Consider the following 12,952-nt stretch of genomic DNA (forward strand, 5'->3'; position numbering starts at 1 on the left):
CAGTTATTAAGTAGCATGAGCTGATAGCAAGGTGCTGACAGAATAGATTAGTTTTATGAGAATGGTTCTTAACATCCGACAATACCTCGTATCGCTTGTGGATAGTTCATCATTACTGTCTTACTCGACAAATGTCAAAATATTGGCGATAGATTCACTATGAATTGTATGAATAGTTGAACTTGCTCAAACTCCAGCCAAAAAAAAGGTAGCCCGAAGGCTACCTTTTCGCATTGATCACATTAAAGGCTATTTTTTAGCGTTTTTACGCTTATCGGTAATTTCCCACCGCCCATTATCGTACAACGCCGTCCAACCTGAGGGTTTACCCTCTATCTCAGTGCGTACATAATGTTCTTTTGACTTACGACTAAAGCGTACAACCGCCGCCACACCATCAGGATCATGTGTAGGCGCATCCGCTAAATATTGATACTTTGGTGCTAGGCGCTCTTTGAAACGAGCCAATTCTTCAACCAATGGCGCACGTGTCTCGCGAGATTTAGGGAAATTGCTCGCCGCAAGAAACAGACCTGAAGCGCCATCACGCAGTACAAAATACGCATCCGAGTTTTCACAAGGCAATTCTGGGAAATGGATAGGATCTTCTTTTGGTGGAGCAACTTCGCCGCTTCTTAAGATCTTACGCGTATTTTTACAGTCATCGCTGGTGCAATCCATGTACTTACCAAAACGGCCATTTTTCAGTACCATGTTTGACCCACACTTGTCACACTCGACAACTGGGCCATCATAGCCTTTAACTTTAAACTCACCGAATTCTACAACGTAACCTTCGCAGTTCGGATTGTTCCCGCACACATGCATTTTACGTGTGTCATCGATTAGGTACGCATCCATCGCCGTTTCACAGATAGGACAACGTTTTTTAGCGCGCAGTGCAGCCGTTTCAACATCTTCTTCCAAGACATTGATGACGCCTTCTTCGTCACCTAGGTTAATGGTGGTTTTACAACGCTCTTTAGGCGGCAGTGCATAACCAGAACAACCGAGGAACACCCCTGTAGAGGCTGTACGAATTCCCATTGGACGTGAACATGTCGGACATTGAATGTCGGTCATCACGATGTGGTTGGGTTTCATACCACCTTGTTCTTCATCCAGTTCAGCCGTTTCTAAATCTGCAGTGAAATCTTTAAAGAAATCGTCCAAGACTCCTTTCCAATTTGCAGATCCTGCTGCAATTTGGTCCAGCTTTTCTTCCATTCGCGCGGTGAAGTCATAGTTCATCAAGTCATTGAAACTGTCATCCAGACGATCGGTGACGATTTCACCCATTTTCTCAGCATAAAAACGTCGCTGATCCACTTTCACATAGCCGCGATCTTGAATCGTAGAGATGATAGAAGCATACGTCGATGGTCGGCCTATACCACGCTTTTCAAGCTCTTTTACCAGCGCAGCTTCCGTATAACGTGCCGGTGGCTTAGTGAAATGTTGTTTTGGATCTAACGTTTGCAATAACAACGTTTCGCCCACTTTCACTGGTGGTAAAATTTGGTCTTCATTCTTACCCATTGGACGTTGAACTCGTGTCCAACCATCAAATTTAAGGATGCGACCTTTCGCCTTAAGGGTAAATTCTGCCGCTTTCACGCTCACAGTGGTCGAATCGTATTGAGCTGGCGTCATTTGGCAAGCAACAAACTGATTCCAGATTAGCGCGTATAGCTTATGAGCATCCGCTTCCATACCTTGTAAATCATCGGCTTTCACATCCACGCTGGATGGACGAATCGCTTCGTGCGCTTCTTGAGCGCCCTGCTTACTTCCATAAGCTAACGGATTCTCAGGTAAGTAGGCTTGTCCAAACTCACTACCAATATAGCTGCGAACCGCTTCAACCGCTTCAGCACTTAAGTTGGTTGAATCGGTACGCATATAAGTGATGTAACCTGCCTCATACAAGCGCTGAGCTAGCATCATCGTTTTCTTCACTCCGTAACCCAAGCGAGTACTGGCTGCTTGCTGTAACGTCGAGGTGATAAAAGGAGCGGAAGGTTTACTGCTGGTTGGACGATCTTCACGTTTACACACTTCGTAAGAAGCTTTTTCTAAAATCGAAACCGCTGATTTAGCTTCCGCTTCGTTGACAGGCTTAAACGCTACATCATTTTTTTGCGCGACCAACAGACGAAAATCCGTTTTATCTTGCGTTTTCGTATCAGCATGGATATCCCAGAACTCTTCAGGGACAAACGCGTTAATTTCACGCTCACGCTCAACAAGTAATTTCACCGCCACCGATTGGACGCGACCCGCAGACAAGCCACGCGCCACTTTTTTCCAAAGTAATGGAGAGACCATAAAACCCACCACACGGTCCATGAAACGACGCGCTTGTTGGGCGTTTACACCGTCGATATTCAATTCACCCGGTGTTTGGAAGGCTTGTTGGATTGCATTTTTAGTAATTTCGTTAAATACAACTCGTTTGTATCGCTGTTCATCGCCACCGATGATCTCACGAAGGTGCCAAGCGATGGCCTCTCCTTCGCGGTCCAAATCGGTTGCGAGATAAATGCAGTCGGCATCTTTAGCAAGCTTTTGCAATTCCGCCACTACTTTTTCTTTACCCGGCAAAATTTGGTAATTCGCTTCCCAGCCGTGATAAGGGTCGATGCCCATCTTCTTAATTAACGAACTGCGGTCTTTCTCGCTTTTCAAGCGTGCTTTCTCTTCAGCGCTAAGGTTCTTTGAAGAAGAACTAGGCGTTGCTTTTTTAGCGGTACTTTGACCTGCGGTTGGAAGATCACGAACATGCCCTACGCTCGACTTAACAATAAAATCTTTACCAAGATATTTATTGATCGTTTTAGCCTTGGCTGGCGATTCCACTATAACGAGTGATTTACCCATAATTGACTCAAATGCCCTTAATCATTACGCGAAAGTAAATCGCATGACGTTCTAAATTATTGCTTCTTTTTTTACTATCGAGCCAGTTAACAAGAAGATCAACATGTTTTTTAAAAATAAAATTCAACCACTCAATAATTGGTCAAAATGCAACCAGAGCTCAGTGGCCAATTCTCCGCCAGCCTTCCAACCTAAATTGAGAAGTTTAAAATCGAGTCCTATTGTGCTTGTGAGCTTGACTTTCATTGCTGCAGCACTCTACTAAACGTGCTTTGGCGCTCATACTAAAGTGAGTATTATCAGTTCGCGAAATAAATCCAATGAAATATGCCGTAAGTCACACATTCTCATTGCATAAAAAATCGGCTTTCTTGACTAAGCTTAGACATGACTTCTCTCTTTGGTCAAAGCTTGAGAATCCACTCCATCGAATTTTGCGCCGAATTCTATTTGAAATCATTGAAATTACCTACCCTTTTACGGCACTATCCTCGCACATCTACTCATAGGACCGTAAAAGATGAGCGAAAAACGATCTATTACTGAATTTGATTTGTTACTTATTGCAAACCAAATCATTCAAGAACATGACGCTTATATCGTTGGCATGCGCGCCGATAGCGTTGAAGAAAAAGAGGATGTATTAGTTTTTAAAGGCAACTACTTTTTAGACGACAAGGGGCTGCCAACACCTAATACCACTGCGGTATTTAACATGTTCAAGTACCTTGCCTTGCATTTATCAAAGCAATTCACTCTCGTTCAATCGTAATTCTTGATGAAAAAAAGCCTCATTCGAGGCTTTTCATTATTGGGTTTAAACGCTCAATGCCTAGTGGCTTAGTTGCGCAAGCTGTTCAAAATAATCAGGAAACGTTTTCGAAGTACATTTAGGATCATTAATCGTCACTGCGGTATCGCTCAGTGCAACCAGCGAAAAACACATCGCCATTCGATGATCGTCATAAGTGTCGATTGCCGCATGCTGTAATGACGTTGGTGGTGTAATGATAATGTAATCATCCCCTTCCTCAACCTCTGCACCCACTTTACGCAGCTCCGTCGCCATTGCGGCTAAACGATCGGTTTCTTTAACACGCCAATTATATACGTTGCGAATGGCTGTGGTGCCTTTGGCAAATAATGCGGTCGTCGCAATGGTCATAGCTGCATCAGGAATGTGATTAAAATCGAGGTCAACCGCATTAAGCTCTCCACGACGAGCGATGACATAATCATTCCCCCATTCGATGACTGCGCCCATTTTTTCTAGCGCATCGGCAAATTGAATATCTCCTTGGATACTGTTTTTACCAATACCAGTAACTTTTACTTCGCCACCTTTGATAGCCGCCGCCGCGAGGAAGTAAGAAGCAGAGGATGCATCCCCTTCCACCAAAAACTGCCCAGGAGAAACATACGATTGCCCAGCTGGGATCACAAATTGAGTGTAGTTATGGTTGATCACTTTTACACCAAACTGCGCCATGATGTGTAACGTGATATCAATGTAGGGCTTTGAGACCAAGTCACCAACGATGTTTATCGTCATTTCACCATCAGACAGTGGCGCAGCCATTAAAAAGGCGGTCAAAAATTGACTCGAGATTGAACCGTCAATCGCCACGGTTCCAGCTTTAAGGCCGGTTGCCGTAATTTTTAACGGCGGGAAGTCTTCGTTTTCAAGGTACTCAATATCAGCGCCCGCTTCACGTAACGCCGTAACGAGATGACCGATTGGACGCTCTTTCATCCTCGGCTCACCAGTCAAAATGAACTCACCCTGTCCAAGGACTAATGCTGCCGCAAGTGGACGCATTGCCGTCCCTGCATTACCTAAAAACAGCTCAACGGATTGCTCGATGCTAAAAGGCCGACCCAAACCTTTTATCTCACACACCGTTTTGTCGTCTGACAAACGATACTCCACACCAAGTTTTGCTAGTGCGTTGAGCATGTGGCGAATGTCGTCACTGTCTAACAAGTTCGTTAGCTTAGTCGTACCACTTGCCAGAGCGGCAAGCAGTAGCGCTCGGTTTGAGACACTTTTGGAACCGGGTAAATTGACTTGACCATTAATTTTTTTTATTGGTTGTAACGTGAGGCTTTCCATTCGAGTTGTGTTTCCTTGCATCTTCCAAAGAGCTCCTGTTTGCTCTGGGAAAATGAAAATTCTTCGTACTTGCAGCCTATCTAAAAATAAAAGCGAACTCCAGTACAAATATGGCCTGATAGTAATGATTGGCAAACTATTGAAAAATCCCTACTATCCTCATTCCGTGGCCTTATCTTGATTGTTAACCCAGATCGGATCGAACATGACTATTTACCTTCCTCAACTTGCGCTTGATGATTTCTCTTTTCCTTCCGTTAATGAGGCGCTAGAAGAGCCAAATGGACTGCTCGCGTTTGGTGGAGATTTACAACCAGAACGTATTTATAATGCTTATCGACACGGAATTTTTCCTTGGTATGGCCCACAAGAGCCTATTCTTTGGTGGAGCCCCGCTCCGCGAGCTGTGTTTAACCCACAAACTTTTTCTCCAGCTAAAAGCGTTAAAAAATTCCAGCGAAAACATCAATATAAAATAAGCCTTAACCATGCAACCAAAGAGGTAATTACAAGTTGCGCCAACGTAAGACCCGCAGATCAAACTTGGCTAAATGAAGAGATGCGCAGCGCCTACCTCGCCCTTGCGGCTTCTGGCCGTTGTCATTCGGTTGAGGTGTGGCAGGAAGATAAATTGATCGGCGGACTCTATGGCATACAAATGGGCCAAATGTTTTGCGGTGAGTCGATGTTTAGTACCAAAGCCAATGCATCAAAAATTGCGCTTTGGTATTTTTGCCAGCATTTTCAATCACACGGTGGACAGTTGATTGATTGTCAGGTGATGAATCCGCATCTGGCATCATTGGGAGCTTTCGAATTAGAGCGCGACGATTTTCTCAAATCATTGCTATCTTTTAGAGATAACTCTGTCGATGAGCGCTGCTTTACACCCCAGTGGATCACCTTGCCTAATGAAGGATAACCATGAGCTCAGATTTACAGCAAATACGCATCGGTTTAACCAATAACCACCCTTGTAGCTATTTAAAAGATAGGCAAGAACGTGTCGCTGTGACTTTAGACTCCGTCATGCAATCGCCTGAGAATTATGAAATTCTACTCGCAAATGGTTTTCGACGCAGTGGGGATACCATTTACAAACCTCACTGTGACAATTGCAACTCCTGCCAAGCATTGCGTGTTTTTGTTGACCAAGTCAAGCTATCAACCAGCCAAAAGCGGTTACTCAAAAAGGCACACGCTTTTCAGTGGCAGTTGAAACCGACCATGGATTCGGGTTGGTTTGCACTCTATGCCCGCTATATTGAAGCGCGACATAAAGAGGGCAGCATGTACCCTCCCAACGAGCAGGAGTTTGAAACCTTTTCCGCTTGTCGTTGGCTAGATACTCAATACCTGCATATTTATCAAAATGGACAACTGGTCGCGATTGCGGTGACGGATATTTTACAAAACAGTGCCAGCGCCTTTTATACCTTTTATGATCCAGAGTCAGATCTGTCACTCGGAACACTTGGCGTTTTATTTCAACTGCAATATTGCCAAGCCACACAGAAACAATGGTTATATTTGGGTTATCAAATTGATGAATGCCCAGCAATGAACTACAAAGTACGCTTTGAGCGCCATCAAAAGCTAGTAAATCAACGTTGGCAAGGGTAGAATACGCCCCAACTTTACATATTTATCTTTTAGCGGCAGAATGCGTCCGTTAAAAATCGCCAAGTTTCTAAAGAGGATTAAATGGCTAAAGAAGACGTAATTGAGATGCAAGGCACTGTCCTTGATACTCTTCCAAACACAATGTTCCGTGTTGAGCTAGAAAACGGCCACGTAGTAACAGCTCACATCTCTGGTAAAATGCGTAAGAACTACATTCGTATTCTTACTGGTGACAAAGTAACTGTAGAGATGACTCCATACGACCTAACTAAAGGCCGCATCGTCTTCCGTGCTCGTTAATCTCTGATTTTCGAACGCAACAAAAAACGGAGCTAAATGCTCCGTTTTTTGTTACTTATAGAACTGGATTAAATGCAATGCATAGAAGAAAGCACGCCTCAGCGTGCTTTTGCTATTAGGTGATAAGCATCGGGATTACCGATTAGTGAACCGCTTCTTCACGAGAACCAATGTACTTAAACTTAAGCTCTTCGCCATCTAAATCCACTTTCACTGTGCCACCATCGACCAACGAGCCAAACAACAACTCATTCGCTAATGGCTTTTTCAGCTTATCCTGAATCACGCGGCCCATCGGACGAGCGCCCATCTCAATATCGTAGCCTTTCACAGCAAGCCAATGACGAGCATCCTCAGAAACCTCTAACGATACACCTCTCGCATCGAGTTGAGCTTGTAGTTCAACAATAAACTTATCAACCACTTGATGGATTACACGCTCATCCAAACGATTAAACCAGATGATGTTATCTAAACGGTTACGAAATTCGGGTGTGAATACTTTCTTAATCTCTGACATCGCATCAAAACTATTGTCTTGTTGGATAAGACCAATCGATTTTTTCACTGTCTCTGCAACACCTGCGTTGGTTGTCATCACCAAAATGATGTTACGGAAATCCGCTTTTCGTCCATTGTTATCCGTTAAAGTGCCGTTATCCATGACTTGAAGTAGCAAGTTGAAAATATCAGGGTGCGCTTTCTCAATCTCATCAAGTAGCACTACTGAATGTGGATGTTTAATCACAGCATCAGTTAGCAAGCCACCTTGGTCATACCCAACATAACCAGGAGGAGCACCAATTAAACGACTCACTGAGTGGCGTTCACCATACTCAGACATATCAAAACGCAGCAGCTCAATGCCAAGTAGCTTCGATAACTGCACTGTCACTTCTGTTTTACCCACGCCTGTTGGCCCTGCAAACAAGAATGAGCCCACCGGTTTATTGTCAGCACCTAAGCCTGCGCGTGAGAGTTTGATCGCCTCACTCAATACATCGATAGCGTCATCTTGTCCAAATACCAACATTTTCATTTTTCTATCAAGGTGCTGCAAAATGTCTTTATCGGAAGAAGAGACCGATTTTTCTGGAATACGCGCCATTTTAGCAACCATCGCTTCAATATCGGCCACTCCAACGGTTTTCTTGCGGCGACTTGCAGGTGCCAACCTTGAACGTGCTCCCGCTTCATCAATCACATCAATCGCTTTATCTGGCAAATGACGTTCATTGATGTATTTTGCAGAAAGCTCTACGGCCGCACGTAACGCTTTATTGGTATAACGTACATCATGGTGCGCCTCATATTTTGTTTTCAGACCCATAAGTATTTTAGTGGTGTCATCCAACGATGGCTCGACCACATCAATTTTTTGAAAACGGCGAGCCAGCGCGCGCTCTTTTTCAAAGATGTTGTTGTACTCTTGATAAGTCGTTGAGCCGATGCAGCGCAATTTACCGCTGCTAAGCAGAGGTTTGATTAAGTTAGCCGCATCCACCTGACCACCAGAAGCGGCACCCGCACCGATAATGGTATGAATTTCATCAATAAATAGAATCGCGTCCTGCTCTTTTTCAAGCTGTTTCAAAATGGTTTTAAAACGCTTTTCAAAATCGCCACGATACTTAGTCCCAGCGAGCAATGAACCAATATCCAGTGAATAAATAACGCTATTTTGAATGATTTCAGGCACTTGACCTTCCACAATACGCCACGCTAGCCCTTCCGCAATCGCCGTTTTACCGACTCCCGCTTCTCCCACTAACAGCGGATTATTTTTACGGCGACGACACAACACTTGAATGGTTCGTTCTAGCTCTTTATCACGCCCAATTAGAGGATCAATCAACCCTTGCTTTGCCAATTGGTTGAGGTTGCTGGCAAAGCTTTCCAAACGTTCATCAGAACTGACTTCATCAGCTGATTCGCTGCTAAAAGAGTCGGAAGAGGCTGAATTATCACTTGCGCTGGAAGCTTTAGTGATGCCGTGCGAAATGTAGTTGACGATATCTAAGCGACTGATGTCATTTTTTTTCAGTAGGTAAGCCGCGTGTGACTCCTGCTCACTAAAGATTGCAACCAGTACATTCGCCCCTGTGACTTCATTGCGGCCAGAGGATTGCACATGAAATACAGCACGTTGCAGCACACGTTGAAAACTCAATGTAGGTTGCGTTTCACGTGTTTCGTCACTTTCAGGAATAAGAGGTGTGGTTTGATCAATAAAAATATCAAGCTCTTGGCGTAAGGCATCCAAATCCGCTTGGCAGGCTAATAAGGCCTCTCTGGCTGCATCATTTTCTAATAACGCAAGTAGGAGGTGCTCGACGGTCATGAATTCATGTCTTTTGTCTCGCGCTCGAGCGAACGCGCCGTTTAGACTCGACTCTAGTTCTTTATTAAGCATAAGTACCTCCTTAAGGAACCACTTTGTTGCTCCAGCAAGCGACTACGCTTGCTCCATAGTACAAAGCAGTGGATGCTCATTTTCCCTTGAGTACAAAGTAACTTGAGCTACTTTGGTCTCTGCAATCTCGGCACTGAACGTGCCACAAATTGCTTTCCCTTCATAATGCACCTTGAGCATTATCTGTGTTGCTTTGTCGATATCCATCGAGAAGAATCGCTCAAGGATTTCAATCACAAACTCCATCGGCGTGTAGTCATCGTTATTAAGAACTACGTTGTACATCGCTGGTGGTTTAATTGCTGTCTTCTCTTTCTCCAGAAGATCTGAGTCTGGAGTCACCCATTCAAAATGTTTACTCATGATGACCGTATTTAGAGTGCTTCTCTACCTAGTGGAACCGTGTGCCTCTCAGTAACCATTGTGTCGTTGGAATCTATTAATGTTATTAGTGCTACCGACACAGTTGAAAAACAACCCTTACTTAGAGACTAATGCAGCAATTGTATCGCTGCAAATAAAACATTGCTATTCCGAACTATCAACGGCGTAGTTGATTAAAAAGAAAACAAAAGCAACTGCTTTCTTTAACTATTTCATTCTTAACGCCCTATTTAATCGTTACAACAATGTAAACCTGAAAAGTGATTTATTTGCAAATATGTCGAGTATCATACCTTTTGCCTATTGACTGCGCCGAATCATTGACTACATTGGTCAATTAGTGACTAAAAATTTGGCAGCGGCTGAATTGATATTCACATTCGGGTAACGTTTTTAGGATAAGTTTCTCGATAACAACATCAGTAACTAAAATGCAATGAGGGATGTAAAGCATGGCTACAGGTACAGTAAAATGGTTTAACAACGCCAAAGGATTTGGGTTTATTTGTCCAGAAGGTGAGGATACCGATATTTTTGCTCACTATTCAACCATTCAAATGGAAGGCTACCGCACACTCAAAGCGGGCCAACAAGTTTCCTACGAGATTGAACAGGGGCCGAAAGGTTATCACGCTAGCGCTGTTGTTCCAATCGAAGGTCAACTTGCAAAATAATCGCTGCCAAACGTGTATTTGATGAAAAACCCGCCGAACTGGCGGGTTTTTTTATTGCTTAGAGGTGAATAACTGAAGGTTAAGCGCCAATGATCGCGTTCAAGGTTTGGCTTGGACGCATTAGTGCTGATGCTTTTTCAAACACTGGCGCATAGTAACCACCCAAATCACCCGGAGTACCTTGTGCCTGATTCAGCTCAGAGACGATAACCTGTTCATTTTCTTGCAGCTGTTTCGCAATCGGTGCGAATTCCGCCGCTAAATCAGCATCCGCCGCCTGCTCTGCTAAGGCCTCAGCCCAATAGGTTGCAAGATAGTAGTGACTGCCACGGTTATCAAGCTCACCAACTCTGCGCGATGGTGATTTATTGAGATCAAGGAACTTACCAGTGGCTTTATCAAGCGCATCGGCTAGTACTTTCGCTTTCGCATTTCCAGTGACAACACTCAAATGTTCCAAAGACGCCGCCAGCGCCAAAAACTCGCCTAACGAATCCCAACGCAAGTGGTTTTCTTTCTCAACCTGCTGAACGTGTTTTGGCGCAGAGCCACCAGCACCTGTTTCAAACAAGCCACCGCCATTCATCAAGGGAACAATCGACAACATTTTAGCCGAAGTACCGAGCTCAAGAATGGGGAATAGATCCGTGAGGTAATCACGCAGTACGTTACCCGTAACTGAGATGGTATCTTTACCCGCTTTGAGACGCTCAAGTGTGAACTGAGTCGCTTCAACGGGTGATAGGATCTGAATATCTAAGCCGGCCGTATCATGATCAGCAAGGTAGACGTTGACTTTTTTGATCAATTCACGGTCATGCGCACGCTGATCGTCTAACCAGAAAATCGCAGGAACACCAGTAGCTCTGGCACGAGTCACGGCCAGTTTCACCCAGTCTTGGATCGGTGCATCTTTCACTTGGCACATGCGGAAAATATCACCAGCTTCAACAGCTTGCTCTAGCAATACTTTGCCGGAGGTATCCACAACACGTACCGAACCCGCGGCATCGAGGATAAAGGTTTTATCGTGCGATCCATATTCTTCAGCTTTTTGCGCCATAAGGCCCACGTTTGGCACACTGCCCATCGTTGTTGGGTCAAATGCGCCATGCTTTTTACAAAAATCAATCACCGCTTGATAAACGCCAGCGTAGCAGCGATCTGGGATCAGTGCTTTGGTGTCTTGTTGCTTGCCATCTGGCCCCCACATTTGACCAGAAGCGCGCAGCATTGCTGGCATTGACGCATCAACAATGATATCGCTCGGGACATGTAGGTTAGTAATACCTCGGTCAGAATCGACCATAGCAAGCGGTGGTTGCGTGTTATAAACCGCTTGAATCGCGGCTTCAATTTCTTCTTTTTGTGCTTGTGGCAATGCTTGAATTTTCGCGTAAACATCGCCTAGGCCATTGTTGACATCAACACCTAATGAGTCAAACAACGTGCCATACTTCGCAAATACGTCTTTGTAGTACACTTTAACGGCATGGCCGAAAATGACTGGGTCAGACACTTTCATCATGGTTGCTTTCATGTGCAAGGAAAGCAGCACATCTTGCTGTTTAGCTGCTGCGATTTGTTGCTCGAAAAACTCAACTAACGCTTTTTTGCTTAGAACTGAAGCATCGATAATTTCTTTATCAAGCAGCGCAAACTCTTTCTTTAAGACTTTAGTCGAGCCATCATGGCCGACAAACTCAATTTTGACCTTAGTGTCACCTTCAATGGTGACTGACTTTTCTGTTCCATAGAAATCTTTGTCTTGCATGCTGGCAACATGTGAACGGGATTGCGGTGACCATGCGCCCATTGAATGTGGGTTTTTCTTCGCATAATTCTTGACTGATAATGGTGCGCGGCGATCGGAGTTTCCTTCACGCAACACTGGGTTAACCGCACTGCCTTTGATTTTATCGTAAGTCGCTTTAATCGCTTCTTCTTCGTAGGTACTTGGTTCTTCAGGATAATTTGGTAGGTCGTAACCTTTTTCCTGCAACTCTTTAATCGCGGCTTTCAATTGTGGGACCGATGCAGAAACGTTAGGCAGTTTAATAATATTCGCTTCTGGTTTGGTCGCCAGTTCACCTAATTCGGCAAGCGCATCACTTACACGTTGATTTTCTTTTAAATGTTCTGGGAAGCTGGCGAGGATACGCGCAGCCAGTGAAATATCGCGGGTTTCAACGCTAATGCCTGACGAGGCGGTAAAGGATTGGATAATCGGCAATAAAGAATAAGTGGCCAGTGCTGGTGCTTCGTCTGTGATGGTATAAATAATTGTAGGTTTTTCTGTAGGCATGAAAAATTTCCCTATTTGTTCTAGCAGCACCATTGGATGAAACAGCGCTGTGTGATTGTCCGTGTCAAGTGGGTTAGCATCCTCGCGACTTGAACACGATAGCGTCACTCTTTCAAAAACTGAATCGAATGTCGTTGAGCGTTATCCGATTTTAGTCATTGAGTGAAAATACGTATACACCCAAACCCTTTATTGATACTGAATCCAAATAGCATGGGTTGAGTATAATTAAACAAAACTAGGATAATAGTCTATTATCT

10 protein-coding genes are annotated in these 12,952 nt (G+C 44.3%); 5 read left to right on the top strand and 5 right to left on the bottom strand.

Annotated features, from left to right (window positions below):
- Positions 1 to 249: 249 nt before the first annotated feature.
- Positions 250 to 2,880 (bottom strand): type I DNA topoisomerase, encoded by a 2,631-nt coding sequence (gene topA, locus AACU59_RS17405; RefSeq protein ID WP_064625008.1) that lies wholly within the window; start codon positions 2,878 to 2,880, stop codon positions 250 to 252.
- 520 nt (positions 2,881 to 3,400) lie between these two features.
- On the opposite strand from topA, the gene AACU59_RS17410 reads away from it, so the two are divergent.
- Positions 3,401 to 3,652, top strand: a complete 252-nt coding sequence (locus AACU59_RS17410) for a YciN family protein (RefSeq protein WP_094145777.1) — start codon at positions 3,401 to 3,403, stop codon at positions 3,650 to 3,652.
- A gap of 60 nt (positions 3,653 to 3,712) precedes the next feature.
- Here AACU59_RS17410 and aroA read toward each other — a convergent pair whose 3' ends face one another.
- Positions 3,713 to 4,993: a 3-phosphoshikimate 1-carboxyvinyltransferase gene (gene aroA, locus AACU59_RS17415; protein ID WP_026027611.1), complete on the bottom strand. Its 1,281-nt coding sequence runs from the start codon at positions 4,991 to 4,993 to the stop codon at positions 3,713 to 3,715.
- Between the two features lie 205 nt (positions 4,994 to 5,198).
- On the opposite strand from aroA, the gene aat reads away from it, so the two are divergent.
- From aat to infA, 3 genes are all read left to right on the top strand, one after another.
- Positions 5,199 to 5,915, top strand: coding sequence for a leucyl/phenylalanyl-tRNA--protein transferase (aat, locus tag AACU59_RS17420; RefSeq protein ID WP_094145776.1), 717 nt, complete (start codon positions 5,199 to 5,201; stop codon positions 5,913 to 5,915).
- Positions 5,916 to 5,917: 2 nt separating this feature from the next.
- A complete protein-coding gene (locus AACU59_RS17425; protein ID WP_094145775.1) occupies positions 5,918 to 6,616 on the top strand; it encodes an arginyltransferase in 699 nt (232 codons plus the stop codon).
- A gap of 81 nt (positions 6,617 to 6,697) precedes the next feature.
- Entirely contained in the window at positions 6,698 to 6,916 is a 219-nt protein-coding gene (infA, locus tag AACU59_RS17430) for a translation initiation factor IF-1 (RefSeq protein WP_006075347.1), read from the top strand.
- A gap of 142 nt (positions 6,917 to 7,058) precedes the next feature.
- On the opposite strand, the gene clpA is transcribed toward infA, so the two are convergent.
- A complete protein-coding gene (clpA, locus tag AACU59_RS17435) occupies positions 7,059 to 9,329 on the bottom strand; it encodes an ATP-dependent Clp protease ATP-binding subunit ClpA (RefSeq protein WP_013857086.1) in 2,271 nt (756 codons plus the stop codon).
- Between the two features lie 42 nt (positions 9,330 to 9,371).
- On the bottom strand, positions 9,372 to 9,692 hold the full coding sequence (gene clpS / locus AACU59_RS17440; protein WP_010319243.1) for an ATP-dependent Clp protease adapter ClpS: 321 nt from the start codon (positions 9,690 to 9,692) through the stop codon (positions 9,372 to 9,374).
- Between the two features lie 473 nt (positions 9,693 to 10,165).
- Here clpS and cspD point away from each other — a divergent pair, with 473 nt between their 5' ends.
- Complete coding sequence (cspD, locus tag AACU59_RS17445; RefSeq protein ID WP_013857087.1) at positions 10,166 to 10,387, top strand: cold shock domain-containing protein CspD; 222 nt, start codon at positions 10,166 to 10,168, stop codon at positions 10,385 to 10,387.
- Between the two features lie 79 nt (positions 10,388 to 10,466).
- Here cspD and AACU59_RS17450 read toward each other — a convergent pair whose 3' ends face one another.
- Positions 10,467 to 12,692, bottom strand: a complete 2,226-nt coding sequence (locus AACU59_RS17450) for an NADP-dependent isocitrate dehydrogenase (RefSeq protein WP_094145774.1) — start codon at positions 12,690 to 12,692, stop codon at positions 10,467 to 10,469.
- Between the last annotated feature and the right edge of the window lie 260 nt (positions 12,693 to 12,952).

It is taken from the genome of Vibrio sp. V23_P3S9T160 (assembly GCF_963886625.1).
Lineage (GTDB): Bacteria > Pseudomonadota > Gammaproteobacteria > Enterobacterales > Vibrionaceae > Vibrio > Vibrio anguillarum.

Excerpts from the sequence above, each read along its gene's own strand:
- topA (WP_064625008.1), bottom strand. The coding sequence starts at position 2,880 with ATGGGTAAATCACTCGTTATAGTGGAATCGCCAGCCAAGGCTAAAACG.
- AACU59_RS17410 (WP_094145777.1), top strand. The coding sequence starts at position 3,401 with ATGAGCGAAAAACGATCTATTACTGAATTTGATTTGTTACTTATTGCA.
- aroA (WP_026027611.1), bottom strand. The coding sequence starts at position 4,993 with ATGGAAAGCCTCACGTTACAACCAATAAAAAAAATTAATGGTCAAGTC.
- aat (WP_094145776.1), top strand. The coding sequence starts at position 5,199 with ATGACTATTTACCTTCCTCAACTTGCGCTTGATGATTTCTCTTTTCCT.
- AACU59_RS17425 (WP_094145775.1), top strand. The coding sequence starts at position 5,918 with ATGAGCTCAGATTTACAGCAAATACGCATCGGTTTAACCAATAACCAC.
- infA (WP_006075347.1), top strand. The coding sequence starts at position 6,698 with ATGGCTAAAGAAGACGTAATTGAGATGCAAGGCACTGTCCTTGATACT.
- clpA (WP_013857086.1), bottom strand. The coding sequence starts at position 9,329 with ATGCTTAATAAAGAACTAGAGTCGAGTCTAAACGGCGCGTTCGCTCGA.
- clpS (WP_010319243.1), bottom strand. The coding sequence starts at position 9,692 with ATGAGTAAACATTTTGAATGGGTGACTCCAGACTCAGATCTTCTGGAG.
- cspD (WP_013857087.1), top strand. The coding sequence starts at position 10,166 with ATGGCTACAGGTACAGTAAAATGGTTTAACAACGCCAAAGGATTTGGG.
- AACU59_RS17450 (WP_094145774.1), bottom strand. The coding sequence starts at position 12,692 with ATGCCTACAGAAAAACCTACAATTATTTATACCATCACAGACGAAGCA.